Consider the following 24,766-nt stretch of genomic DNA (forward strand, 5'->3'; position numbering starts at 1 on the left):
CGCTTTACCGATCCGTTGCCGATTCGCGCAGTCTTGCTCCACCTGAGGTCAGTAGACGAGCTTCAGGATCTCCTGGGCAGCCAGCGCCGGGGTCAGCAGGCCGTCGCGAACCCGTTGCTCGACGTCGACTCGGATGGCCTTGACCCCCGCATTGGAGGACACCTTGTCCAGGACCGCGTCGCGGACCATCGACCACATCCACTCGACCTGCTGACGACTTCGGCGGGCGTCGAACTCCCCCGCCTCGGTGAGTACCCGGCGATGCTCGAGCACCGTCGTCCAGAGCTCGGTCAGACCGGTGCCCTCCAGCGCACTTGCCGTGAGCACCGGTGGGCGCCACAGGGTCTCGCGCGGATAGAGCAGTCGGATGGCTCCGCTGAGCTCTCGGGCGGCGGCCTTGGCCTCGGTGGCGTGTCGGCCGTCCGCCTTGTTGACCACGACGACGTCGGCGAGTTCCAGCACGCCCTTCTTGATGCCTTGCAGCTGGTCACCGGTGCGCGCCAGGGTCAGGAAGACGAAGGTGTCGACCATGTTGGCGACCGTCACCTCCGACTGGCCGACGCCGACCGTCTCGACCAGGACGACGTCGTACCCAGCGGCTTCCAGCAGCACGATCGTCTCCCTGGTGGCCTTGGCGACGCCGCCAAGGGTGCCCGAGGTCGGCGACGGCCGGATGTAGGCGTCGGGATGGACGGCGAGCCGGGCCATTCGCGTCTTGTCGCCGAGGATGGATCCGCCCGTCCTCGTCGACGACGGGTCGACCGCGAGTACCGCCACGCGATGGCCCTGCTCGATGAGGGACATGCCGAGCGCCTCGATGATGGTCGACTTCCCCACCCCTGGCACGCCGGTGATGCCGACGCGGAGGGTGGGGCCGGCGGAGGGCTGGGGGTACCTCCCGCTTGCGGGGGACAGCTCCATCAGCAGCCGCTGAGCGTTCTCGCGATGGTCGACCCTGGTCGACTCGACGAGTGTGATCGCCCGCGGCAGCGCGGATCGATCCCCGCCGCGAATGGCTGAAGCTAGCTCCGACGGGTCCATTTAGGGGAGGCTGTATCCCAGCCGCTCGGCGAGCTTCTCCAACAGGCCGATCGCGGCGTCGGCGATGACGGTGCCCGGCGGGAAGATGGCCGTGGCGCCCGCGGCGTACAGCTCCTCGAAGTCGCCGGGCGGAATCACCCCGCCGACCACGACCATGATGTCGGGCCTGCCCGCTGCGGCGAGGGCGTCGCGAAGCGCGGGGACCAACGTGAGATGGCCGGCGGCCAAGGAGGACACCCCGACGACGTGCACGTCGTTGTCGACTGCCTGACGGGCAACCTCGTCGGGAGTCGAGAACAACGACCCGACGTCGACGTCGAAGCCGATGTCGGCAAACGCCGTCGCGATCACCTTCTGGCCGCGGTCGTGGCCGTCCTGTCCCATCTTGGCGACCAGAATGCGCGGTCGTCGGCCGTCGGCCTCGGCGAACTTCTCCACCAATTCCGTCGCCGCTTGGACGTTTCGCACGTTCGCACCCTTCCCCACCTCGTCACGGTAGACACCGGCGATGGTGCGAATCTCTGCCTGATGGCGACCGTAGACCTTCTCCAACGCGTCGGAGATCTCCCCGACGGTGGCCATGGCCCGCGCAGCGGCGATGGCCAACGCCATCAGGTTGTTGCCGAGACCGTCAGCGCCCGAAATGCCGGAAGCCTCTGCGGCGCGGGTCAACTCGGCCAGTGCCGCCTGGGTGACCGCTTCGTCCCGATCGGCGCGAAGCTGTTCGAGCTTGGCGATCTGCTCGGCACGTACACGGCTGTTCTCGACCTTGAGGACCTCGACCTCCTGATCGGAGTCGACCTGATACTTGTTGATGCCGATGACCGTCTGTGCCCCGGAGTCGATGCGGGCCTGCGTGCGCGCGGCCGCCTCCTCGATGCGAAGCTTCGGGATTCCCTCGCCGATCGCCTGGGCCATGCCCCCGTGCTCGGCGACCTCGGCGATGTGGGCGCGGGCCTTTTCGGCCAGCTGATGGGTCAGCCACTCCACGTAGTACGAGCCGCCCCACGGGTCGATCGGCCTGGTGGTACCGGACTCCTGCTGCAGCAGGAGCTGCGTGTTGCGGGCGATGCGCGCGGAGAAGTCGGTCGGCAGTGCGAGCGCCTCGTCGAGTGCGTTGGTGTGCAGTGACTGGGTGTGTCCCTGGGTGGCTGCCATCGCCTCGATGCAGGTGCGGGCGACGTTGTTGAACGGGTCCTGAGCCGTCAACGACCACCCCGAGGTCTGCGAGTGCGTGCGCAGTGACAGCGACTTGTCGTTCTTGGGGTCGAACTGGGCGACGAGTTCACTCCACAGCAGTCGGCCGGCGCGGAGCTTCGCCACCTCCATGAAGAAGTTCATCCCGATGCCCCAGAAGAAGGACAGCCGCGGCGCGAACTTGTCGATGTCGAGACCGGCGTCCAACCCCGCCTTGATGTACTCGACGCCGTCGGCGAGGGTGTAGGCGAGCTCCAGGTCGGCCGTCGCTCCGGCCTCCTGAATGTGATACCCCGAGATCGAGATCGAGTTGTACTTCGGCATCTTGACGCTGGTGTATCCGAAGATGTCGGAGATGATCCGCATCGAGGCCTTCGGCGGATAGATGTAGGTGTTGCGGACCATGAACTCCTTGAGGATGTCGTTCTGGATGGTCCCCGCCAACTTCTCCGGCGGCACGCCCTGCTCCTCGGCGGCGGCCACGTACAGCGCCAGAATCGGCAGCACGGCGCCGTTCATCGTCATCGACACCGAGACGGTCGACAGGTCGATGCCGTCGAAGAGCTGCCGCATGTCGAGGATGGAGTCGATGGCCACTCCGGCCATGCCGACGTCGCCTGCCACCCGGGGATGATCGGAGTCGTAGCCGCGGTGGGTCGCCAGGTCGAATGCCACCGACAGACCCTTCTGACCGGCGGCGAGGTTGCGGCGGTAGAACGCGTTCGACTCTGCGGCAGTGGAGAATCCGGCGTACTGCCTGATGGTCCAGGGCTGGTTGACGTACATCGTCGGGTACGGGCCACGCACGAATGGCGGTGCGCCGGGGAAGCTTTCGAGTGGATACCCGGCCTCGACGACCGCGTCCCGATCGGCGGCGACGTAGACCGGCTTGACGTCGACTCCCTCCGGCGTCGGCCAGTCGAGTTGATCGGCGGTGTAGCCGTGCGCGGTGGCCGCGGCGGCCACCAGCTCGTCGACGTCCGTCGGCGTCGCGGTGGCCGGCGCGTCGTCGCCGTACAGCGGGACGTCGGCGAAGTTGACGATCCTTGGCTCCAAAGCCGTCATGTCAGGCCCCCAATCGGGTGAGCAGCGTCGACAGCGCGTCGATCGCGTCGATCTTGGCGGTGAGGTACTCGTCGGGCTTGTCGGCCGACTCCGAGACGGCCTTGGCAGGTCCGGCCAGGTAGACGTGGGAGACGCCGGCGGCGCGCGCGGCGCGCACCACCTCGGATGCCTCGCCCGCGTAGCGCGCGTCGGTTCCGCAGATCACGACGGCGGCCGGGTTTCCGGCGCCGGTCACGGCTTGGGCGACGCCCGCCGCGCTGACCGTCCCGGGGTTGACGGTCTCGACTCCCCCGGACGCCAGCAGGTTGGCGGCGAAGGAGGTGCGGACGTTGTGTTCGGCGAGTGGCCCCACCGGCAGAAGCAACGCCTTCGGTCGCGCGCCACTAGCGGCGAGAAATGCGTCCGAGCGGTCGCGAAGGGCTTCGAAACCAGCCGCGTACCGGGCCACCGACGAGGTCGAATCCGATGCTGCGAGTGGCGCTTCGGTGAGGTTGGGGTACTCGTTGACCCCGGTGAGCGCGGTGCGGCGATGCGCAACGTCGTCGCTGCGCGTCGCGCGGACGTCGGCGATCTGGGCGGCGACGTGGTCGCGGGCCTCGACGAATCCGCCTCTGGCCTCGACCTCCTGGAAGTGCCGCCAGGCTTCCTCGGTGAGCTGGCGCGTCAGGTCCTCGACGAACCAGGATCCGCCTGCCGGGTCGAGGACACGCCCCAGATGTGACTCCTCCAACAGCAAGAGTTGGGTGTTGCGCGCCATCCGGCGCGCGAAAGTTCTTGCCACGCCTGGCAATCCGCCCGGTATGGAGCTGTCGAACTCGTACACCTGGACGGTGTCCGCGCCGCCCACCCCAGCACCGAAGGCGCCGAGCGTGGTGCGCAGCATGTTCACCCAGGGGTCGCGTTGCGCCATCATGGCCCGTGAGGTGACGGCGTGGATCGTCGCCGCGCCCGCCTCGGGATGGCCGACGACCTGGGCGACCCTCGCCCAAAGTTGGCGGGCCGCCCGCATCTTGGCAATGGTCATGAACTGGTCGTCGTCGGCGCCGTAGCGGAACGAGATTTGCGCGAGTGCATCCGGTGCGGCGATGCCGCCGTCGCAGAGCAATCGCAGGTACGCGACCCCGGCCGCGACGGCGCCGGCGAGTTCCCACGAGGCGCTGGCGCCGAGATCATGAAGGGCTGCCCCGTCGACGGTCACGGCTCGTACCCCGCCGGCGAACCCGGTCAGCTTTGCGGCGGTCGTGACGACCTCGTCGACGGTCGGGGCGCTGCGGTCCCCGAGTGCCGAGGTCAACGGATCGGCCCCGAGGTCGACCGACAGGCTTCGGCGCTTGTCGTCGTCGAAGTTGGACACCAGTGCCAGAACGGCGTCGGCGGCCGCGACGTAGTCCGCGCCGGATTCCAGGATCACGGGCACCAGTTCGAGGAACACCCCCTCGAGCAGCCGGTCGAGCTCGGCCACCGCAACACCAGTGTCTGAGCTTCCCCCCGTCGCTTCGCTCGCCTGGCCAACCCGCAGTACCAGCGCGCTCACCCCGTCGGTGAGTGCGCCGAGTACCGCGTCGTTGCCGTCCGAGACCGCCGGTTGCCCGGCGAGCGGGAACGACTCGGCCACCTTCCACCCCGACTTGACGTCACGAAGCGCGTCGCCGCCGCGCACGTATGGCCACCGACCTGGCAACGACGGCTCGGGGTGCTCGTCGAGGACGGTGTAGAGCGGGCGGATGGGGAAGCCTTCGTACGTCGGCGAATCCAGGAGTCGTTCCGGTTCGGCGCCCAGGTCGGCGGGATCCTTCCGGGTGCTCTTGGCAAGAACGCCGGCGACGGCAGCGCGCCATTGGTCGCGGTCCGACTCAGCCACGCTGAGATTCGAACTGGACACCTGTTCGGACACTGTTGACTCCCCTGTCATCGACCTTGATGCAGCGTGTGACTTGACAACTGTCCAACAGGCTAAATGATCGCTGTCACGCCGCGAACCGGCAGGCTCGACGCTACTGACGGGTAGCTCGGCTGCGCCGACTCGTGAGACGGTCCGCCGACCCGTAGTCTCGGTAGACGTGAAGGGGATACTCAGCACGTTGGGTGCGGTGCGGGGCGCAATCGCGTCGACCGCGGCCCAGGTTCCCCGCCGCAAGTTGGTGGTCACCGTGGCCGCCGTTGTGATTCTCGTCGCAGTGGCCTATCTGGTGCCGCTGCCCACCGCGGTGCAGATGCGCGACTGGGCCACCTCGGCTGGTCCCTGGTTCCCCCTGGTGTTCTTCCTCGCCCACGTGGTGGTGACGATCTTCCCGTTCCCGCGCACCGCGTTCACGCTCTCGGCGGGCCTGTTGTTCGGCCCGCTGCTCGGCGTGTCACTCGCCGTGGTGGCATCCACGATCAGCGCCGTCGTCGCGCTGCTTCTCGTGCGGGCCGCCGGACTTCAGCTCAACCGTTTGGTGTCGCATCCTCGGGTGGAGATGGTCGACGCGCGGCTGCGGCAGCGCGGGTGGCCGACCGTGCTGTCCATGCGCATGATCCCCGCGGTGCCGTTCTCGGTGCTCAACTACGCCGCCGGCGCGTCTGCCGTCCGACCCGTACCGTTCGCGATCGCGTCCTTCGTGGGCCTGTTGCCGGGCACGGCGGCGATCGTGATCCTCGGCGACGCGCTCACCGGAAACGTCAGCCCGCTGCTCTTCCTCATCTCGCTTGCCACCGCCAGCCTCGGCGTGGCCGGACTGGTCTACGAGATCCGCAGCCACCGTCGCCAGAACCGGCAGGCCGACCCCGTGCCTAGCGCCGGGACTCCGGCCCCCTGACGGTCATCGCCCCGAACAACCCGAGGAACGACGTCGCCGCGACCAGCCCGGGACTCCAGTCCTTTGCCTTGACGTGAAACGCCACCGCCAACACGAAGTACACGGTCAACATGAACGTGGTCAGTCTGGCCAGCCGCGGAAACCGGTACACCGACAGCAGGCCGACCGCCGACGCGGCCTTGACCACCGGAATCACCGGCCGCAGTTCCTCGGCCAGCCCGACGTCGTCGAACGCCTTCTTGATCGGCGGAACCATCACGGCGCATGCCACGGCGTCGCCTGCTTGCATCGCAGCGAGCACCGCATAGGTCCTCGGCGACGTCAGCGAGCTCATTGGTCCGGGTTCCCGTGGCGCGACGCCGGCGGCTGCGAGTAGTCGGTGGCCGGCGGTTGAGCCTGCTGCGACAGCGGTGCGTACTGCCGCGGCCCGTCGAGAGCCCCTGGGTCCGGGACGCGCGCCTCGGCCACCGCCTGGGCCACCGCCTGGGCGATCTCGGGGTCGGACTTAGTGTTGAACCACTCCGCCACCTCTGCCGAATCGTCCTCGGGCTTGGGCAGATCGGCCTCCACCGGCGACGGCGTGTACCGGAACACCCCGTCCTCGCCGGGCGCGCCGAGCATCTTGGTGAATCCCTGCAGTGCCGCCCCGAAGTCACTCGGCACGATCCAGACCTTGCTGGCCTGGCCGTTGGCCATCAGCGGCAACTTCTCCAGGTACTGGTAGGCCAGCATCTCGGGGGTCGGCCTGCCGGCCTTGATCGCGGCGAACGTCTTCTCGATCGCCTTCGCCTGGCCCTGCGCCTGCAGGTAGGACGCGGCGCGCTCACCCTGGGCGCGCAGCATTCGGGACTGCCGGTCCGCCTCGGCCGCGAGGATCGCCGCCTGCTTGGCGCCCTCGGCGGAGAGGATCTGCGCCTGCTTCTGTCCTTCGGCCTGCATGATCGACGCCGCGCGGTTGCCTTCGGCGGTCAGGATCATGGCGCGCTTCTCACGGTCGGCGCGCATCTGCTTCTCCATCGAGTCCTGGATCGACGGCGGTGGGTCGATGCTGCGGAGCTCGACGCGGGCCACGCGCAGCCCCCACCGGCCGGTCGCCTCGTCGAGCACTCCGCGGAGCTGGCCGTTGATCTGGTCGCGGGAGGTCAGCGCCTGCTCCAAGGTCATGCCGCCGACCACGTTGCGCAGGGTGGTGGTGGTCAACTGCTCGACGCCGACGATGTAGTTGCTGATCGCGTAGACGGCGGCCTGAGGCTCGGTGACCTGGAAGTAGACGACGGTGTCGATGTTGACGGTCAGGTTGTCCTCGGTGATCACCGGCTGCGGCGGAAAAGACACCACGCGCTCCCGGAGGTCGACCCTGGCGCGGATCTTGTCGATGAACGGCAGCAGCAACGTCAGCTGCCCGGACACGGTCTTGCTGTAGCGACCGAGGCGTTCGATCACGGCGGCCTCGGCCTGCGGGATCACCTTCACCGACTTCGCCACGACGATGATCGCGAAGATCACCAGCACAGCCGCCACGATCAGCCCGAAGAAAGCACCATCCATTTGCCGTTCCTCCCTAGGTTCAGATGCCCCTGAAGACGACTGCGGTCGCACCGTCGATGCGCACCACCGTCACGTGGTCACCCGGTTCGTACACTTCGTCGTCGTTGAGCGGCCGAGCGGTCCAGACCTGCCCGTCGAGCTTCACCTGGCCCTCGTGGCGCCCGACCCTGTCGAGCACCAGCGCACCCTTGCCCTCGAGCGCCTTCATCGGCTCGGGGAGCCCGGTTCCCGCGGCGAACCGCCGTCGCAACGCAGGCCGGACCGCGACCAAGAGCAGGAGCGACACGGCCGCGAACACCACGCCGTCGACCCAGACCGGCCCGCCGAACACCGCGCTGGCACCTGCGGCCGACAACGCTCCGCCACTGAGCATCAGCAGGAACAGATCCCCGGTCAGGGCCTCCGCACCGGCGAGCGCCAGCGCCGCGACCAGCCAGATCAACGCGCCCATGTTCACAGCCTACTGGCAATCTCACTCGCGAAGCCGTCGACGACTACACTCCGTGGATCATGTGGTGCCCCAGTGTTTCTCTCGCGGTGTGGGCCAACGCCTGGCTTGCCGGCGTCGCCGCGCCCGACGACGTCTTGGATGCGTTGTCACTATGGGCGCCAAGGCATTCCGCGACCGCCTACGATTCGGCCGCGGCCGATCGCACCGGGTTGCCGTGGCCCGATCTCACCGATGCGGGCGCGGTCTCGCTGCTGCAAACGTTGCGCACGGCGGCCGGTCCGCCCACCGGGGAAACCGCGATGGCCGTGGCGCTGCCGGTTCCCGGCGACGTCCGTGGGCTTCCCGCAGGCACCCAGTTCACCGCCGACGCCATCTCGGAGGGTGAGGCGCTGATCGTGTCCCACGGGACGGCCAGCGCGGTCGGACTGGTGCCCGAGTTCGCCTACGACGAGGACGATCCCGACTTCGACCACACCGACGACGAATCCACCGACCACTATCCCGAGCCGATCGCGTTGGCTTGGACGGTGTACTCGATGCCGGAGGTGCCGCTACGCGAACACCTCGACCTGGGGCACGAAGAATACGAACTGCGTTCCGCCGTGCGTTCGGCCGCCGACGCCCTGGTGACGCTGCGGGCCGGGATGACCTCCGCCGACGTCGCCGACCCGCGCGGGCTCGTCGAGCAGGTGCTCGAGTCGGCCCGGCTGCACCGAGCCCCCGATCACGCCCCGGAGCGGGCTCTTCGCGTGTTGGAGAACGCCGCCCACGTCGACGCCATCATCACCGTCAGCTCGGGACTGATGCCGATCGGACTGCAGTCGTCCTCGGAGATGCAGATCGCCAACGACGCACTGCGTCCGCTCGTCGGCGTGGTGCGCTCGGCGCGGATGGCCGCCGTCAGCGCGATTCTGCAGTCGGCCTGGCGTCGCTAGAGCAGTTGGGCGTACACAGCGACCCGTTGACGCTGGCCCCGTATCCGGGCACTCCTCCTCCGCCAACCCTGGCCGGCTCGCGACCGGTCAGAACTTCGTCGACGAGGTCGAGGGCGAGCCGGGCGTAGCGCGTCTGCGCATTCGGCGTGGTGGCCCTGGCCAAGGCGACCCCCGCGGCGTCCGCCTGCTCCTTGAGCTCGTTGTCGAGATCCCACACCACCTCGATGTGGTCGGCGACGAAACCGATGGGGCAGACGACGATCGCGCGGGTACCCGCCTCGGCCAACGCGGTGAGGTGATCGCCGATGTCGGGCTCCAGCCACGGCACCTGAGGCGGACCGGATCGCGACTGCCACACCTGGTCGTAGTCGGCGTATCCCGCGGCGGCGGCGACCAAGCCGGCGGCATACGCGACCTGCCTGGCGTAGAGGTCCTGGCCGCACCGCGACGCCGCGCGCAACGGAATCGAGTGCGCGGTGAAGACCAGGCGCGCGTCGGCGCGGAGCTCCTCGGGAAGGGTCGCGGCGGCCTCGGTGATCCCGTCGGCGAACATCTCGACCAGCAACGGATGGTCGAAGTACTGCCGCAGCTTGACCAGTTCGGGTGCGTCGGACCCGACCGCGGCCCTGGCCCGAAACACGTCCTCCTGATACTGGGTGCACCCCGAGTACCCGCCCCACGCCGAGGTGGTGAACACCGCCGCCCGGCGGACGCCGTCGTCGCGCATCGCGGCGACGGTGTCCTCGACGAACGGGTTCCAGTTGCGGTTGCCGAAGTACACCGGCATCCGTTGGTCGCGGTCGGCCAGCTCCCGCTCGATCTGCTCGATCAGCGCCCGGTTGATGCCGTTGATCGGTGAGACACCGCCGAAGTGCAGGTAGTGCTCGGCGACCGCGTCCAGCCGGGCCGGCGGGATGTTGCGACCGCGGGTCACGTTCTCCAGGAACGGACGTACCTGCTCGGGCCCCTCGGGACCACCGAAGGACAACAGCAGCAGGGCGTCAAATGCCATCAGAGCAACTGGGTACTGGCGCCGCCGTCGGCGTAGACGATCGTGCCGGTGGTGGCGGGCAGCCAGTCGGAGATCAACGCGCACACCGTCTTTGCGACCGGCGTCGGATCCTTCATGTTCCAACCGAGGGGCGCACGCTGATCCCAGCCCTCTTCGAGCAGCTTGATCTGGTCACCGGCCGACTCGCCGAGCGCACCGCCGACGATGGCGCTCATCGCCAGCGTCCGGATCGGCCCTGCGGCAACGAGATTGGAGCGGACGCCGTACTGGCCGGCCTCGCGCGCCACGAAGCGGTTGACCGACTCCAGTGCGCTCTTGGCGACCGTCATCCAGTTGTACGCGGGCATTGCGCGGGTCGGGTCGAAGTCCATGCCGACGATGCCGCCGCCCGGGTTCATGATGGGCAGCAGCGCCTTGGCAAGTGCGGCATAGGAGTACGCGGAGATGTGGATGCCCTTGGCGACGTCCTCGTAAGGCGCGTCGAAGAACGGGTTGATTCCCATTCCGGTCTGAGGCATGAAGCCGATCGAGTGCACGACGCCGTCGAGCTTGTTGCCCTCGCCGATGACCTCGGTGACCCGCTCCCCCAGGCTCGCGAGGTGCTCGGAGTTCTGCACGTCCAGCTCGAGAAGCGGTGCCGGGTTGGGCAACCGGTCGGCGATGCGCTGGATCAGCTTCATCCGGTCGAAGCCCGTCAGCACCAGCTCGGCGCCGGCCTCCTGGGCGACCTTCGCGATGTGGAACGCGATGGACGAGTCGGTGATGATCCCCGTGACGAGGATGCGCTTGCCTTCGAGAAACCCTGCCATGTGAAAGTCCTTACTGTTCAACGACGTCGACGAAAGAGAATTAGTGGCCCATGCCCATGCCGCCGTCGACCGGGATGACGGCACCGGCGATGTAGCCGGCGTCCTCGGAGGCCAGGAAGCTGACCGCGCCCGCGACGTCTTCGGCGGTGCCGACGCGCTTGGCGGGAATGAAGTCCAGTGCGCCGGCCTGGATGCGCTCGTCGAGTGCACGCGTCATCTCGGTGTCGATGTATCCGGGGGCCACCACGTTTGCGGTGACGCCGGCCTTGGCCAGCTCCCGGGAGATCGACCGGGCCATGCCGATCAGGCCGGCCTTCGCGGCGGCGTAGTTGGCCTGGTTGCCGATCCCCCACATGCCCGACACCGAGCCGATGTAGATGATGCGGCCAAAACGCTTGCGCTGCATGCTGCGCGAGGCCCGCTGAGTCACCCGGAACGCCCCGGTGAGATTCGCGTTGATGACTTCCTGGAAGCGGTCCTCGGTCATCCGCATCAGGAAGGCGTCCTTCGAGATGCCGGCGTTGGACACCAGCACCTCGACCGGACCCTGGTGCTCCTCGACCTCGGTGAAGGCGCGGTCGACGGCGGCGTTGTCCGTCACGTCGCACTCGACGCCGAACAATCCTTCGGGCGCACCGGATCCGCGGTGCGTCACGGCCACCTTGTGTCCGTCGGCGGCCAGCCTCTGGGCGATAGCGAGACCGATGCCTCGGTTACCGCCGGTGACCAGGACGGAGCGGGAAACGAACTCAGGCATTCATTGCTCCTCGCGTGCACGGCATGACGCCCAACCTATCGCCTCACCCGACGGTGGCCGAAATCGGCCGCGGGCCTCACCCCGGCAGACGACGGTTGATCAGCAACGCGGCCAACGCGGCCAACGCGAGCACCAGCGAACCCAGCCGCAGCCATCCCACGCTGGCGTCGCCCTTGACGGTCTCGTAGCCGATCTGGTCCTGCAGCGAGGTGAACACCGCCTTGAGCTGCTCCAGGCTCGACGCCGTATAGGCGTTTCCGCCAGACAGATCGGCGATCTTGCGCAGCATCTCGTCGTCGACCGGCACGGGCTGGCGTTGGTCCTGAATCTCGACGTAGCCGTACTTCGTGCCGAAGGACACCGTGGAGATCGGCACGCCTTGGTCGTCGGCCGTGCGGGCAGCGGTGTACGCGCCCTTGGGATTGTCCGGATTCGACGGCACCGTCTCCTTGCCGTCGGACATCAGCACGATGCGCGCAGGAGGCGGCTCGTCTCCGCCGCCGATGACGGCGCCGACGGTGGCGATCGCCTGCAGCGCGGTGAAGATGCCCTCACCGGTCGCGGTGCGATCGGCGAGCTGCAGCTTGTCGATGGCCGCCTTGGTGGGGTCCCGGTTGGTCGTCGGCGACACCAGCACCGTCGCGGTGCCCGCGTAGGCGATCAGCCCGAGGTTGATGCCCGGCGTCAGCTGGTCGGCGAACTGCTTGGCGGCCTCCTGGGCGGCGGCCAACCGACTCGGGGCGACGTCGGTGGCGCGCATCGACTGCGACACGTCGATCACCAGCATCACCACGGCCCGGTTGCGCGGAATCCGAACGTCGTTGGTGGGCCCGGCCATCGCAACGGTGAACAACACCAGCGACAGCACCATCAGCACCGCCGACAGGTGTCGCCAGCGGGCGGGGCGCTTGGGCGCGACGCTCTCCAACAGCTCCATGTTGGCGAAGCGCAGCATCCGCTTCTGCCGTGCCGATTGGACGATGACGTACAGGGCCACCAGGCCGATCACGACCAGCAGGAACAGGAAGAACCACGGGCTCTTGAATCCCGAGAGGCTCATCGGACCGAAGAACGGCAATGTCATGTGCGAGTTGTCATTTCAGTCATAGGCGCTTAACGAGCGGCGCCGCGGCGCCGGTTCGCAACGAACCTCACCACGTCGGCGATCCAGTCCCGATCGGTACGAAGGGTGAGCAGCGGGGCGTCACAACGCCGCAGCGTCCTTGCCACGCCCGCGCGGTGTTCCGCGGAGGCCTTGGCGAAGTCGGCACGCAATTGGGTGTCGATGGTGAACTCCCGCGTGACGCCGGATTCGGTGTCTTGCAGGATGACGTCGCCGACGTCGGGCAGTTCCACGTCGCGTGGATCGATGACCTCGACGCCGAGCACCTCGTGGCGCCCCGCGATTGCCCGCAGCGGCCGCATCCAGTTGATCGGACCGAGGAAGTCACTGATGATGACCGCCATTCCGCGGCGCCGCTCCGGCCGTCGCAACGCGTCGATCGCGACCGACAGGTCACCGCGAACGCCGAGCGGCGCCTGCGGCATGGTGGCGATCGCACGCAGCAGTTCGTGCTCGTGGATCCGGCCGCTGAGTGCGGGGACCCGCTTGGTGGTTTGGCCGTTGGTGATCACCGCGCCGAGGCGGTTGCCGCCACCGCTGTTGAGGAACGCGATGGCCGCCGCGGCCGCCACCGCCAGATCACGCTTCTCGCATCCGGCGGTGCCGAAGTCCAGGCTGGCAGACACGTCGACGACGAGCCAGGTCTCCAGCTCCCGGTCGGCGATCATCTGCCGTACGTGCGGCGTCGTGGTGCGGGCCGTCACCGACCAGTCCATCCGGCGGACGTCGTCACCGGGCTGGTAGACGCGGGAATCGCCCGGCTCGGAACCGGGTCCTGGGACCAGGCCCTGATGGTCGCCGTGAAGCACGCCGTCGAGCTTTCGGCGGACCGTCAGCTCGAGCTTGCGTAGGGCGGCCGACAGTTCGGGATCCCGAATTTGACCGCGCTGCAGCGACGGCAGATCCACGCGGCCTGACGGTTGGGTCACCGACCGCCGGCCGCTGCCGGGGTGGGCATGGCCGGCGCGACCGAATGTCCTTGCTGCGGAATGGCGTTCACCTGAGGCAGCGCGACGGTCTGCATGATGCGGTTGATGACCGTCTCGGCGGAGACCTCGTCGGCGAGCGCGTCGTAGGTCAAGACGAGGCGGTGCCGCAGCACGTCCGGGATGACCTCCACGACGTCCTGCGGGATGACGTAGTCACGGCCGCGGACCAGGGCCAGCGCCCGCGAGGCGGCGATGATGCCGAGCGAGGCACGCGGCGACGCACCGTAGGCGATCCACGCCTTGGCGTCGGGCATGCCGAACTTCTCGGGCTCGCGCGTGGCGGTCACGATGCGGACCACGTAGTCGACGAGGGCGTGGTGGACGAAGACCGACGCCGCGACGCCCTGCAGACGCAGAAGGTCGCCGGTGTTGAGGATCTGCTTGGGCGTCGGAGGGGTGACACCCATCCGGTAGATGATCTCGCGCTCTTCCTCGGGCGTCGGGTAGTCCACGTTCAGCTTGAACAGGAAGCGGTCGCGCTGCGCTTCGGGAAGGGAGTACACGCCTTCCTGCTCGATCGGGTTCTGCGTGGCCATGACGAGGAACGGACTCGGCAGCGCGAAGGTCTTGCCGCCGAGGGAGATCTTGCGCTCGGCCATGATCTCCAGCAATGCCGACTGCACCTTGGCCGGCGCGCGGTTGATCTCGTCGGCGAGCAGGAAGTTGACCATGGCGGGTCCGAGTTCGATGTCGAACTCTTCCTTGCCCATCCGGTAGATGCGGGTACCGACGATGTCGGTGGGCACCAGGTCGGGCGTGAACTGAATGCGGGCGAACGTACCGCCGACGACCTTGGCGAAGGTTTCCACCGCGAGGGTCTTCGCGACTCCGGGAACGCCTTCGAGGAGGACGTGTCCCTTGGCGAGGAGTCCGACGAGCATGCGCTCGACGAGTTGATCCTGACCGACGATGATTCGCTTGACCTCGAAGATCGCCCGTTCCAGGGTGTGCACCTCGTTCTGCAGGCCGCCATTGGTGGCCGGTGCCTGCTGAGGTCCGCCAGGCGGGAAGCCTTGCGTCGGGGCCTGCCCGGGGAAACCTCCGGCGCCCTGCGGCGACCCACTCGGTGACGTCATTCAGTTCCTCCCACGTGTTCTGGTCCGGCGTTCGATGTAGACCGCTGGTCTTGCTTGGTCAAGTGGCGCCAAACCACTCGGCGGACGCTCTGGAGTCAACTATTCCAGGCAGTTCGGAATCCGTCGACGTGCCCTGCCGCGGGGCGGTCTCGATCAGGACTCGATGAACCGCACCAGGTGCGGCGACATCCCTGCGGTACGCACCGGGCTCACGGTGACCTTCTCGGCGCTTCCCGACGCTTCGAGCATCCGCCCGCCGCCGAGGAAGATCGCCACGTGCTGGCTGCCACCGGGACCGTAGAAGATGAGGTCACCGCGCTTGGCCTGAGACGGCGCGATCGGCCGGCCGGAGCTGTACTGGTCGCCGGAGTACTTCGGAATCGGCACGCCGACACCGGCGAACGCGTATCTGGTCAGCCCGGAACAGTCGAAGCCGACCTTGCCCGTGTCGTAGTCGACGCCTTCGCTGGGTCCGTTGAGCGCGCCGCCACCCCACGAGTACGGCACGCCCATTTGGGAGCCGGCCCGTCGGATCACGTATTCGATGGCCTCGGGTCCGCGGACCCGACTGCCAGTCGCGGCGGTGGGAGCGCCACCGAGTCCGATGCTGGAGAGGAACTGCTGGCCGAGGCTCTTGGTGGTCTGCAGCGCGATGGCGCTCGCCTGAAACGACGCGTTGGCGATCGCGACGGGGTCACCGGGAGCGCCGGAGCTTGGCCTCTGCGGCAGGGTCGGATCCCAGCCGGGGTCACCGGGGTCGGCTCCGGCGGGGGCGGCGGTTCCGAAGGCGACGGCCGCGGCGAGGATCGCCACCAGCATCAGGGCACGACGAAGGAACGACAAGGGCAAGACAACCACCATCAGTATTCGATGTAGCGGATGACGTACGGCGTCATGCCGCTGGTCCGGACGGGCGACACCTTCACGTTGGACCCGGTGTACGGGGCTTCCAGCATCTGGCCGTTGCCGAGGAACAGGGCAACGTGCTGGCTGCCGCCGGGGCCGTAGAAGATCACGTCGCCGCGGCGCGCCTGAGACGTCGGGATCTTGCGCCCCATGTCGTACTGGGCGCCCGAGTAGTGCGGCAGTTTGATGCCGACTCCGGCGAAGGCGTAGAGGATCAGGCCGGAGCAGTCGAAACCGGTGGTGCCTGCGCCCGAGTCGATGCCGCGGCTGGGGCCGACGGCGTTGCCGCCGCCCCACGAGTACGGGACGCCCATCTGCGAGCCCGCCCGCTTGATGACGTACTCCGAGGCCTGCCTGCCGTAGACCCGCGGAATCGCTCCGTTGGTGAATCCGCTTGGCGTTGGGATGATTCCGAGCTTCTGCAGGAAGCTGCGGCCCATCTGCTGGGTGGCCTGCGTCGAGGTGGTCGCCATCCCGAGCAGGGTGTTGATGATCGCGACCGGGTCGCCGCTGACGAACGCGCTCGGGATCGCGGGCAGCGTGGGGTCCCAGGCGACGTCCCACTTCGAGTTGCCGGGCGTGGCGGCGGCGGGATCGCGGTCCCAGTCGGTGGACGGGTTCGCGGCGGCTGCCGCCGGGGCGGGCACGGTCTTGGCGGCCACGGTGACCACGGGTGCGGAGACCTCGCGGGCGGCGGCGAGCTTCGCCTGCGCCGCGGTGCGTTCCGCCGAGAGCTGGTCGAGCTGGGCCTGCTGGGCCTTGAACGTCTGCTGTGCCTGCGTCAGCGAGGCGACGGCCGCGTCCTGACTCGACTGTGCGTCGACGACGGCCTGGTCGGCCTTTTGCTTGGCGAGGCGGGCCGCGGAGTCCTTGTTGACCTGCTCGGTGCGGGCGCGTTGGAGGTCGGCGATGGCCTGCTGGGTGCTGACGTTGAGGGTCTCACCGGTGGCCGCGGTGGCGAGGACGTCCGCGGGGTCCTTGGCGGTGACGTACGAGGCCGACGGCCCGTTGACATATGCCGACGCGGCGAAGGTGTCGAAGCGGTCCTGCGCGGACGAGATGGCCGCGGTGGCGTCCTTGAGCGCGGCCTGGCTGGCGTCGACGTTGCCCTGGGCGGCGACGGCGCCGTCCCGCGCGGTTTGGACGGCGACGATGGCCTTGTTGACGCCCTCCTGCTCGGCCTGGATGTTGGCGCCGAGGTCCTGAAGTTTCTGGTCGGCGTTGGCGACGGCGGCCACCAAGCTGGCGATCCCCTGCGGCGTGACGGGCTCGGCGACGGCGGTTCCGATGCCGTGGGTGAACGCCGATGCGACGAGTACACCGCATGTGAGCGACCCCGCAACGGAGGCGCGAAAAGTGCGTCTCATTGGACTCCGGTCTCCTAGGGCTCAACGCGAATGTGAGGGCACATCCATCGGGCTCTCACGTTCGCAGGAGTCACATGGATCACAGCTGCAACAGCAGGTGCCTTCTGCACCGTACGTCACGAGAAGCGCCAAGGAAACGCCAGGAAGAAATTACATGTTTGTAATTGAAACGTTGTTATCGAATGGTGATGTTCGATAAAAGAATGGCCGCCGTGCGACTTACCGAGCGGCGTCGGCGGGCGATTTCTCGGCGGCCGATTTCCGGGCCCTGAGCTGCAGCAACCGTGTCGCCACGGCGGCGACCGCAACACCGAGAACGAGCACGACCGTAAAGGGCGTCCAGGGGAAATGGGGCGTCGTCAATTCGGCGACGAAATTCTGCGACGCCAATACTGGCGTACCACTCACCTTTGCCACGTCCTGACCGGCTTCCAACGTCGAGCGATCGAACGTCGGGCTGTACGTGCCGGCGAACGACGGGCTCAGAACCAGGACCGTCGAACCGGGGTAGTCCCGGCCGACCTCGGTGGCGATGTCGCGCAACGGGGTGTCGATTGCCGGGTTCTGGTCGAGCACGACGATCTTGAGATCGATGCCCTTCTGCTTGGCGTCGGCCACCACCTGTGGCAGGCCGGCGTTGGCAGGCACGTCGGCAGCGCTCACCCCGTCGTCGCGGAGGTCCTCCTGGACAAGCCCCATGCAGACGTCGGGCGGGGTCGCACCGGGGTCCTTGCCCACGATCGCGCACACCTGCGACGGGATGAACAGCGGCACCTGCGGAGTCGTCACGTCGCAGACGTTACATTCCCCGGTCGCTGCGCTCCTGCCCGCCGACACCGCCAACACCACGCGATCCGGTGGCACCACGGCCGGATGGGGACAAGACTGGTACCCGCCTTGAGAATCCTTACAGGACAAGCGTACTGTTAGAAGCGTTACCGCCGCGACACAGCCCGTCGCGGCGAAGATCGAAGCGGGAGTTGATGTGACCAGCGTTAATTCGTTCGGAGCCCACGACACGTTGAAAGTCGGGGACGAAGCCTACGAGATTTACCGCCTTGACGCGGTGCCGGGAACCGAGAAACTTCCCTACAGCCTGAAGGTCCTTGCGGAGAACCTGCTGCGCACCGAAGACGGCGCCAACATCACCAAGGACCACATCGAGGCCATCTCCAAGTGGGACCCGACGGCCGACCCGAGCATCGAGATCCAGTTCACCCCGGCGCGCGTCATCATGCAGGACTTCACCGGCGTGCCTTGCATCGTCGACCTTGCCACCATGCGTGAGGCGGTCGGCGACCTCGGCGGCGACCCGAACAAGGTCAACCCGCTGGCACCCGCCGAGATGGTGATCGACCACTCCGTCATCGTCGACGTGTTCGGCAAGCGCGACGCGTTCGAGCGCAACGTCGAAATCGAATACTCCCGCAACGGTGAGCGGTACCAGTTCCTGCGTTGGGGCCAGGGCGCCTTCGACGACTTCAGCGTGGTGCCCCCCGGCACCGGCATCGTGCACCAGGTCAACATCGAGTACTTGGCCCGCACCGTCATGGTCCGCGACGGGGTCGCCTACCCAGACACGTGCGTCGGAACCGACAGCCACACCACGATGGTCAACGGCCTCGGCGTGCTCGGCTGGGGCGTCGGCGGCATCGAGGCCGAGGCCGCGATGCTCGGTCAGCCCGTGTCGATGCTGATCCCCCGCGTCGTCGGCTTCAAGCTGACCGGCGAGATCAAGCCCGGCGTGACCGCGACCGACGTGGTGCTCACCGTCACCGACATGTTGCGCAAGCACGGCGTCGTCGGCAAGTTCGTCGAGTTCTACGGCGCAGGTGTGGCCGAGGTCCCGCTGGCCAACCGCGCCACCCTCGGCAACATGAGCCCCGAGTTCGGCTCGACCGCCGCCATCTTCCCCATCGACGACGTCACCGTCGACTACCTGCGACTGACCGGCCGCACCGACGAGCAGCTCGCGCTCGTCGAGGCCTACGCCAAGGCGCAGGGCATGTGGCACGATCCGGCCAAGGAGCCGGTGTTCTCCGAGTACCTGGAGCTCGACCTCGGCGACGTGGTGCCCTCGATCGCCGGACCGAAGCGTCCGCAGGACCGAATCCTGTTGTCGGAGTCGAAGATCGCGTTCCGCAAGGACATCCACAACTACGTCGAGGAGAACCACCCGGCGGAGTGCACCAAGCTGGACGAAGCGGTCGACGAGTCCTTCCCGGCCAGCGATTCGGTGTCGCTGTCCTTCGCCGACGACGACGCGGTCGACGTCCGGCACTCGGCGGCCAACGGCTCGGAGGGCCGGCCGTCCAAGCCCGTGACGGTGAAGTCCGACGACGGCGAGTTCGTCCTCGACCACGGCGCCGTCGTCGTCGCGGCCATCACGTCGTGCACCAACACCTCCAACCCGTCGGTGATGCTCGGTGCGGCGCTGCTGGCCCGCAACGCCGTCGAGAAGGGCCTCACCAGCAAGCCGTGGGTGAAGACCTCGATGGCGCCCGGCTCTCAGGTGGTCAGCGACTACTACGACCGCGCCGGCGTGTGGCCCTACCTGGAGAAGCTGGGCTTCTTCCTGGTCGGCTACGGCTGCACCACGTGCATCGGAAACACCGGCCCGCTGCCGGACGCGATCTCCAAGGCCATCAACGACAACGACCTTTCGGTGACCGCGGTGCTCTCCGGCAACCGGAACTTCGAGGGTCGCATCTCCCCCGACGTCAAGATGAACTACCTGGCGTCGCCGCCGCTGGTCATCGCCTACGCGCTGGCCGGCACCATGGACTTCGACTTCGAGACCGAGCCCCTGGGCCAGGACGACGACGGCAACGACGTGTTCCTCAAGGACATCTGGCCGTCGTCGCAGGAGATCTCCGACGTCATCGCCAGCTCGATCGACCGGAAGATGTTCACCGACAGCTACGCCGACGTCTTCAAGGGCGACGAGCGCTGGCGCAACCTGCCCACCCCCGAGGGCAAGACGTTCGACTGGGATCCGAACTCGACGTACGTGCGCAAGCCCCCGTACTTCGACGGCATGCCCGCCGATCCGGAGCCGGTCACCGACATCACCGGTGCCAGAGTCCTTGCCCTGCTGGGCGATTCGGTCACCACCGACCACATCTCGCCGGCAGGCAACATCAAGGCAGGCACGCCGGCCGCGCAGTACCTCGAAGAGCACGGCGTCGACAAGAAGGACTACAACTCCTACGGTTCGCGGCGCGGCAACCACGAGGTGATGATTCGCGGGACGTTCGCGAACATCCGCCTCAAGAACCAGCTGCTCGACGACGTCTCCGGCGGCTACACCCGCGACTTCACCCAGGATGACGCGCCGCAGGCGTTCATCTACGACGCGGCGCAGAACTACGCGGCCCAGGGCACACCCCTGGTCGTGCTGGGCGGCAAGGAGTACGGCTCGGGATCGTCGCGTGACTGGGCGGCCAAGGGCACCAGCCTGCTGGGCGTGCGGGCCGTCATCACCGAATCGTTCGAGCGCATTCACCGCTCCAACCTGATCGGGATGGGCGTCGTGCCGCTGCAGTTCCCCGTCGGGGAGTCCGCGGCGTCGTTGAAGCTCGACGGCACCGAGGTGTTCGACATCTCGGGCGTCACCGATCTCAACGAGGGCAAGACGCCGAAGACCATGCACGTCACGGCCACCAAGCAGGACGGCTCGAAGGTCGAGTTCGACGCGGTGGTCCGCATCGACACCCCCGGTGAAGCGGACTACTACCGCAACGGCGGCATCCTGCAGTACGTGCTGCGAAACATGCTCAAGGCCTAGCGGTTTCGGTCTTCGGGATACCCAAAGAGAAGAGGGCCGTCCGTTGCCACGGGTGACCGAAGACCACCTTGCGGCGCGCCGTCGCCAGATCCTCGACGGCGCCCGCAGGTGTTTTGCGCAGTACGGATACGAGAGTGCGACCGTGCGGCGGCTCGAGCAGACCATCGGGCTGTCGCGCGGCGCAATCTTTCATCACTTCCGTGACAAGGACACGCTGTTCTTCGAACTGGCACGCGAAGACGCCGAACGCATGGCCGACGTCGCCTCCCGTGAAGGGCTCATCCAGGTGATGCGCGACTTGCTGGCCGCGCCGGAGCAATTCGACTGGCTGGCAACCCGGCTCGAGATCGCCAGAAAACTTCGCAACGACCCCGCGTTTCACCAGGGGTGGGCGGAACGGTCGGCCGAGCTGACCGATGCCACCACGGAACGCTTGCGTCAGCAGAAGCAGGCCGGGCGGCTACGCGCCGACGTGCCGAGCGAGGTGTTGCACACCTACCTGGATCTCGTCCTCGACGGACTCGTCGCCAGGCTTGCCACCGGCGACGATCCGGAGAAGCTGAGCGCCGTCCTCGACCTCGTCGAGGCCTCCGTGCGCCAGCAGTGACTAGTGCTGTCTGCGGGTGTGATTCGGTCCGCCACGACTACGCATCGTGGTGCCGGACTCGCGCAGCATGCTGTGAATCGACCCGTAGGACTTGCCGGTAGTGGCCACCAACGTGCGTATGCTTGCACCCTTTTCGTAGGCGCTGCGAAGCTCGTCGAGCAACTCGTCCCTGGACTTGTCCACATCTCTCATCTGCATCTCCCCATCTCGCTGTGAACAACAGATACCCAGGGAGGCAGATCTCAATCAGGTTGCAGCGTCAGGCGAGTTCGATCAGGTCGCGGTAGTCGTCGGACCAGTAGTCCTCGGTTCCGTCTGGCAGCAACACCACGCGCTGCGGGTCGAGCGCCTCGGCGGCCCCCGGATCGTGGGTCACCAGCACCACGGCACCCTGGTAGCTGCGCAACGCGTCGAGAACCTGCTCGCGGGACGCGGGATCGAGGTTGTTGGTGGGCTCGTCGAGCAACAGGACGTTGGCGGTCGAGGCCACCAAACCGGCCAGGGCGAGTCGGGTCTTCTCACCGCCGGACAGCGTGCCAGCCTGCTGGTCGAGCTGGGGTCCGGTGAACATGAACGCACCGAGCAGGCTGCGCAGCTCCTGGTCGCCGGTGTCCGGCGCGGCGTGGCGGATGTTGTCCCACACCGAGGCCAGACCGTCGATCGTGTCGTGTTCCTGAGCGAAGTACCCCAGCTTCAGACCATGACCCGGCTCGATGTGACCCGCGTCGGCGGCCTCGGTGCCTGCCAGGATCCGCAGCAGCGTGGTCTTGCCTGCGCCGTTGAGACCCAGGACGACGACGCGGGACCCCTTGTCGATCGCCAGGTCGACACCGGTGAAGATCTCCAGTGACCCGTAGGTCTTGGTGAGACCCTTGCCAACCAACGGAGTGCGCCCGCAGACGGCTGGGGTGGGAAACCTGATCTTGGCCACCTTGTCGGCGACCCGCTCGTCGTCGAGTTCGGCGATCATGCGCTCGGCCCGGCGCAGCATGTTCTGCGCGGCAACGGCCTTGGTCGCCTTGGCGCCCATCTTCGCGGCCTGGGTTCGCAGCGCGGACGCCTTCTTCTCGGCGTTGGCGCGTTCCCGGCGACGGCGTTGTTCGTCGGTGGACCTGGCGTCGAGGTATTTCTGCCAACCCATGTTGTAGACGTCGGCTTCGCCGCGGACGGCGTCGAGGAACCAGACCCGGTTGACGACGTCGGCGAGCAGGTCGACGTCGTGGCTGATGACGACGAGGCCGCCGGTGTGGTTCTGCAGGAACGAGCGCAGCCACCCGATCGAGTCGGCGTCGAGGTGGTTGGTGGGCTCGTCGAGGAGCAGCGTCGTGTCCGACCCGGATCCGGTGTCGGACGCCGCGAACAGGATCCGCGACAGCTCGACGCGGCGACGCTGGCCGCCGGACAGCGTCCGCAGCGGCTGGGTGAGGATGCGCTCGGGCAGACCGAGGCTCGCGCAGATGCGGCCCGCTTCGCTCTCCGCGGCGTATCCGCCGAGGGCGGCGAACCGCTCCTCGAGCTCGCCGTACTTCCGGACCGCCTTGTCCATGGCGGCGTCGTCGGCGACCTCGGCCATGATTGCCTGCTGCTTCTCCAGATCGGACAGCAGGGTGTCGAGGCCGCGAGCCGAGAGGACCCGGTCGCGGGCCAGCATGTCCAGGTCGCCCTCTCTGGGATCCTGTGGCAGATAACCGATCTCACCGGTTCGCTCGATGGAGCCCGCGTAGGGCTCGCCTTCGCCGGCGAGGATGCGCATGGTGGTGGTCTTGCCTGCGCCGTTGCGGCCGACGAGGCCGATCCGGTCCCCCGGCTGGATGCGCAGCGCGGAGCCCTCGATGGCCAGCAGCGTACGCGCGCCAGCGCGGACCTCGAGGTCCGTTGCGGTGATCACGCTGTACTCCTCATTCGTTCTACTTGTCGTCGGTAAACACGGCTGGCCGCTTCTGGGCGCGCGCAGCGACCGCTTCCTCGAAATTGGCGGTGAGCAGGCGCACGTACAGTTGACCCAAACCTTCGGCCTGCATGTGACCCTCTAGGCTACCGGCTTCCAGTCCACTCCAGAGCGTGCGCTTGGTCAACTCGATTCCCGGCCGAGAGAACGCCGCGATGCGCTCGGCCATGTCGAAGCACGTGTCGAGGAGCTCGTCGTCGGGCACCGAGCGCGAGACCAAGCCAATTCGGTCGGCCTCCGCGGAGTCGATGTCACGTCCGGTGAGCATGGCCTCGAACGCCCGCGACGTCCCAATTGCCTTGGGCAGCAAGTACGACAGCCCCAGCTCGCTCGCGGTCAGCCCGTTGTTGATGCCCGCCGCCCGGAAGTAGGCGCCGTGCGCCGCCACCCTGATGTCACACGCCAGGGCAAGGCACAGCCCGCCGCCGATGGCAGCACCGTTGACGGCTGCGATGACCGGCTGGTGGAGCTTTCGTATGGCGAGTATCACGTCGTCGAGCACTTCCATCGAGCGCAACGCGAACGTTGGGCGGGTCAACCCGTCGACGTGGGGCACCGATCCTGCCGACTTGTGGTCGGCGCCCGAAGAGAACCCGCGGCCGGCGCCGGTAAGCACGACGGCCCTGATCTCATTGTCGTTGGTCAGTTCGTCGAGGGCAGCCTTCAGCGGGACCATGACGTCGAACGCCATCGAGTTCATGCGTTCGGGCCGGTTCAACGTCACCAGCGCCACCTGCGGGCGTGGTCGGTCGACGAGAACGAGGGTGTCGTCGCGTTCGGTCACGGGTGCACGCTATCGCGTGCGACCGCTATGCCTCGTCGGTCTTGGCCTGCTCGGCGAGGGCGGCGTCGACGTCGAGCGCCTTGATCTGCCCGATGACCTCTTCGAGGTCCTTGGCTGGCAGCATCCCGGAATGGCGAAAGACCATGTGGCCCTTCTTGAAGGCCATCAGCGTCGGAATCGCCTGTATCTCCGCGGCTGCGGCCAATCCCTGCTCAGCCTCGGTGTCGACCTTGGCGTGCACGACGTCGGGGTGCTTGTCGGACGACGCGGAGTACGTCGGGGCGAAGGCCCGACACGGTCCGCACCACTCCGCCCAGAAGTCGACGAGCACGATCTCATTGTCGGTGATCGTCCCGTTGAATTGCTCTGTGGTGATGTCTTGCGTGCTCACAGTTGTCCCAACGTCGTCCGTAGAAGTGTTGTTCCCCATCGAACCAGGTAAGGCTCCGGGGCGCAGGCGCGAGGGCGACACGGGTTCGGGTACACATTAAACAGTCAGTGTTGACTCTATAGTCTCCGGCGCATTAGCGTCCCGATGATGACCGCCACTGTCACGGCCACTGATG

General features: G+C 67.5%; 23 protein-coding genes. 4 read left to right on the forward strand and 19 right to left on the reverse strand.

The features are described from left to right. Positions 1 to 48: 48 nt before the first annotated feature. Genes meaB through mutA form a run of 3 tightly spaced genes read right to left on the reverse strand, consistent with a single transcriptional unit; the run spans position 49 to position 5,215 of the window. Entirely contained in the window at positions 49 to 1,041 is a 993-nt protein-coding gene (meaB, locus tag ASD37_RS03365; protein WP_056548051.1) for a methylmalonyl Co-A mutase-associated GTPase MeaB, read from the reverse strand. Continuing rightward, entirely contained in the window at positions 1,042 to 3,303 is a 2,262-nt protein-coding gene (gene scpA / locus ASD37_RS03370; RefSeq protein WP_056548053.1) for a methylmalonyl-CoA mutase, read from the reverse strand. A 1-nt stretch (position 3,304) separates the two neighbouring features. After that, positions 3,305 to 5,215: a methylmalonyl-CoA mutase small subunit gene (gene mutA, locus ASD37_RS03375; protein ID WP_056548055.1), complete on the reverse strand. Its 1,911-nt coding sequence runs from the start codon at positions 5,213 to 5,215 to the stop codon at positions 3,305 to 3,307. 148 nt (positions 5,216 to 5,363) lie between these two features. On the opposite strand from mutA, the gene ASD37_RS03380 reads away from it, so the two are divergent. Further along, a complete protein-coding gene (locus ASD37_RS03380) occupies positions 5,364 to 6,101 on the forward strand; it encodes a TVP38/TMEM64 family protein (protein ID WP_056548057.1) in 738 nt (245 codons plus the stop codon). Here the strand turns inward: ASD37_RS03380 and ASD37_RS03385 are convergent. Genes ASD37_RS03385 through ASD37_RS03395 form a run of 3 tightly spaced genes read right to left on the reverse strand, consistent with a single transcriptional unit; the run spans position 6,076 to position 8,100 of the window. Then, positions 6,076 to 6,435, reverse strand: coding sequence for a DoxX family protein (locus ASD37_RS03385; protein WP_056548060.1), 360 nt, complete (start codon positions 6,433 to 6,435; stop codon positions 6,076 to 6,078). The two genes, ASD37_RS03380 and ASD37_RS03385, sit on opposite strands and share 26 nt — an antisense overlap. After that, complete coding sequence (locus tag ASD37_RS03390) at positions 6,432 to 7,649, reverse strand: SPFH domain-containing protein (RefSeq protein ID WP_056548062.1); 1,218 nt, start codon at positions 7,647 to 7,649, stop codon at positions 6,432 to 6,434. The genes ASD37_RS03385 and ASD37_RS03390 overlap by 4 nt, the downstream gene beginning before the upstream one ends. A 19-nt stretch (positions 7,650 to 7,668) precedes the next feature. After that, positions 7,669 to 8,100, reverse strand: a complete 432-nt coding sequence (locus ASD37_RS03395; RefSeq protein ID WP_056549762.1) for an NfeD family protein — start codon at positions 8,098 to 8,100, stop codon at positions 7,669 to 7,671. A 59-nt stretch (positions 8,101 to 8,159) separates the two neighbouring features. Here ASD37_RS03395 and ASD37_RS03400 point away from each other — a divergent pair, with 59 nt between their 5' ends. Further along, positions 8,160 to 9,035 (forward strand): hypothetical protein, encoded by an 876-nt coding sequence (locus ASD37_RS03400; protein WP_056548067.1) that lies wholly within the window; start codon positions 8,160 to 8,162, stop codon positions 9,033 to 9,035. Here ASD37_RS03400 and ASD37_RS03405 read toward each other — a convergent pair. The 9 genes from ASD37_RS03405 to ASD37_RS03445 form a co-directional block, all read right to left on the reverse strand. Further along, a complete protein-coding gene (locus ASD37_RS03405) occupies positions 9,001 to 10,047 on the reverse strand; it encodes a ferrochelatase (RefSeq protein ID WP_056548072.1) in 1,047 nt (348 codons plus the stop codon). The genes ASD37_RS03400 and ASD37_RS03405 overlap by 35 nt on opposite strands. Next, positions 10,047 to 10,856, reverse strand: coding sequence for an NADH-dependent enoyl-ACP reductase InhA (gene inhA / locus ASD37_RS03410; RefSeq protein WP_056548075.1), 810 nt, complete (start codon positions 10,854 to 10,856; stop codon positions 10,047 to 10,049). The genes ASD37_RS03405 and inhA overlap by 1 nt, the downstream gene beginning before the upstream one ends. A gap of 40 nt (positions 10,857 to 10,896) precedes the next feature. Further along, positions 10,897 to 11,613: a 3-oxoacyl-ACP reductase FabG1 gene (gene fabG1, locus ASD37_RS03415; protein ID WP_056548078.1), complete on the reverse strand. Its 717-nt coding sequence runs from the start codon at positions 11,611 to 11,613 to the stop codon at positions 10,897 to 10,899. Between the two features lie 76 nt (positions 11,614 to 11,689). After that, positions 11,690 to 12,697, reverse strand: a complete 1,008-nt coding sequence (locus ASD37_RS03420) for a VWA domain-containing protein (RefSeq protein ID WP_056548079.1) — start codon at positions 12,695 to 12,697, stop codon at positions 11,690 to 11,692. Positions 12,698 to 12,726: 29 nt separating this feature from the next. Continuing rightward, positions 12,727 to 13,665, reverse strand: a complete 939-nt coding sequence (locus ASD37_RS03425; protein WP_056548082.1) for a DUF58 domain-containing protein — start codon at positions 13,663 to 13,665, stop codon at positions 12,727 to 12,729. Beyond that, positions 13,662 to 14,801, reverse strand: coding sequence for a MoxR family ATPase (locus tag ASD37_RS03430; RefSeq protein WP_056548084.1), 1,140 nt, complete (start codon positions 14,799 to 14,801; stop codon positions 13,662 to 13,664). The genes ASD37_RS03425 and ASD37_RS03430 overlap by 4 nt, the downstream gene beginning before the upstream one ends. A gap of 153 nt (positions 14,802 to 14,954) precedes the next feature. Beyond that, the gene (ripB, locus tag ASD37_RS03435; RefSeq protein WP_056549764.1) at positions 14,955 to 15,620 is read right to left on the reverse strand and encodes an NlpC/P60 family peptidoglycan endopeptidase RipB; all 666 of its coding nucleotides are present in this window, start codon (positions 15,618 to 15,620) and stop codon (positions 14,955 to 14,957) included. Between the two features lie 41 nt (positions 15,621 to 15,661). After that, a complete protein-coding gene (gene ripA, locus ASD37_RS03440; RefSeq protein WP_056548086.1) occupies positions 15,662 to 17,074 on the reverse strand; it encodes an NlpC/P60 family peptidoglycan endopeptidase RipA in 1,413 nt (470 codons plus the stop codon). A gap of 219 nt (positions 17,075 to 17,293) precedes the next feature. After that, positions 17,294 to 17,863, reverse strand: coding sequence for a DUF6676 family protein (locus tag ASD37_RS03445; RefSeq protein ID WP_056548088.1), 570 nt, complete (start codon positions 17,861 to 17,863; stop codon positions 17,294 to 17,296). Positions 17,864 to 18,059: 196 nt separating this feature from the next. On the opposite strand from ASD37_RS03445, the gene acnA reads away from it, so the two are divergent. Then, positions 18,060 to 20,861 carry an aconitate hydratase AcnA gene (gene acnA / locus ASD37_RS03450; protein WP_056548090.1) on the forward strand — a complete coding sequence of 934 codons (2,802 nt, stop codon included), beginning with the start codon at positions 18,060 to 18,062 and terminating at the stop codon, positions 20,859 to 20,861. A gap of 43 nt (positions 20,862 to 20,904) precedes the next feature. Then, positions 20,905 to 21,468, forward strand: a complete 564-nt coding sequence (locus tag ASD37_RS03455; RefSeq protein ID WP_056548092.1) for a TetR/AcrR family transcriptional regulator — start codon at positions 20,905 to 20,907, stop codon at positions 21,466 to 21,468. Here the strand turns inward: ASD37_RS03455 and ASD37_RS03460 are convergent, their stop codons facing one another. The 4 genes from ASD37_RS03460 to trxA all read right to left on the reverse strand — a co-directional run bounded on the left by ASD37_RS03460 (position 21,469) and on the right by trxA (position 24,591). Next, a complete protein-coding gene (locus tag ASD37_RS03460) occupies positions 21,469 to 21,660 on the reverse strand; it encodes a helix-turn-helix domain-containing protein (RefSeq protein ID WP_056549766.1) in 192 nt (63 codons plus the stop codon). A 67-nt stretch (positions 21,661 to 21,727) separates the two neighbouring features. Next, positions 21,728 to 23,356: an ABC-F family ATP-binding cassette domain-containing protein gene (locus ASD37_RS03465; protein ID WP_056548094.1), complete on the reverse strand. Its 1,629-nt coding sequence runs from the start codon at positions 23,354 to 23,356 to the stop codon at positions 21,728 to 21,730. 19 nt (positions 23,357 to 23,375) lie between these two features. After that, the gene (locus tag ASD37_RS03470) at positions 23,376 to 24,200 is read right to left on the reverse strand and encodes an enoyl-CoA hydratase (protein ID WP_056548096.1); all 825 of its coding nucleotides are present in this window, start codon (positions 24,198 to 24,200) and stop codon (positions 23,376 to 23,378) included. 25 nt (positions 24,201 to 24,225) lie between these two features. Next, entirely contained in the window at positions 24,226 to 24,591 is a 366-nt protein-coding gene (gene trxA / locus ASD37_RS03475; protein ID WP_056548100.1) for a thioredoxin, read from the reverse strand. Positions 24,592 to 24,766 lie beyond the last annotated feature (175 nt).

The sequence above is a fragment of the Mycobacterium sp. Root135 genome, from assembly GCF_001426545.1.
GTDB lineage: Bacteria > Actinomycetota > Actinomycetes > Mycobacteriales > Mycobacteriaceae > Mycobacterium.

Coding starts and splice junctions, on each gene's coding strand:
- meaB (WP_056548051.1), bottom strand. CDS start 1,041: ATGGACCCGTCGGAGCTAGCTTCAGCCATTCGCGGCGGGGATCGATCC.
- scpA (WP_056548053.1), bottom strand. CDS start 3,303: ATGACGGCTTTGGAGCCAAGGATCGTCAACTTCGCCGACGTCCCGCTG.
- mutA (WP_056548055.1), bottom strand. CDS start 5,215: ATGACAGGGGAGTCAACAGTGTCCGAACAGGTGTCCAGTTCGAATCTC.
- ASD37_RS03385 (WP_056548060.1), bottom strand. CDS start 6,435: ATGAGCTCGCTGACGTCGCCGAGGACCTATGCGGTGCTCGCTGCGATG.
- ASD37_RS03390 (WP_056548062.1), bottom strand. CDS start 7,649: ATGGATGGTGCTTTCTTCGGGCTGATCGTGGCGGCTGTGCTGGTGATC.
- ASD37_RS03395 (WP_056549762.1), bottom strand. CDS start 8,100: ATGGGCGCGTTGATCTGGCTGGTCGCGGCGCTGGCGCTCGCCGGTGCG.
- ASD37_RS03400 (WP_056548067.1), top strand. CDS start 8,160: ATGTGGTGCCCCAGTGTTTCTCTCGCGGTGTGGGCCAACGCCTGGCTT.
- ASD37_RS03405 (WP_056548072.1), bottom strand. CDS start 10,047: ATGGCATTTGACGCCCTGCTGCTGTTGTCCTTCGGTGGTCCCGAGGGG.
- inhA (WP_056548075.1), bottom strand. CDS start 10,856: ATGGCAGGGTTTCTCGAAGGCAAGCGCATCCTCGTCACGGGGATCATC.
- fabG1 (WP_056548078.1), bottom strand. CDS start 11,613: ATGCCTGAGTTCGTTTCCCGCTCCGTCCTGGTCACCGGCGGTAACCGA.
- ASD37_RS03420 (WP_056548079.1), bottom strand. CDS start 12,697: ATGACATTGCCGTTCTTCGGTCCGATGAGCCTCTCGGGATTCAAGAGC.
- ASD37_RS03430 (WP_056548084.1), bottom strand. CDS start 14,801: ATGACGTCACCGAGTGGGTCGCCGCAGGGCGCCGGAGGTTTCCCCGGG.
- ripB (WP_056549764.1), bottom strand. CDS start 15,620: ATGCTGGTGGCGATCCTCGCCGCGGCCGTCGCCTTCGGAACCGCCGCC.
- ripA (WP_056548086.1), bottom strand. CDS start 17,074: ATGAGACGCACTTTTCGCGCCTCCGTTGCGGGGTCGCTCACATGCGGT.
- ASD37_RS03460 (WP_056549766.1), bottom strand. CDS start 21,660: ATGAGAGATGTGGACAAGTCCAGGGACGAGTTGCTCGACGAGCTTCGC.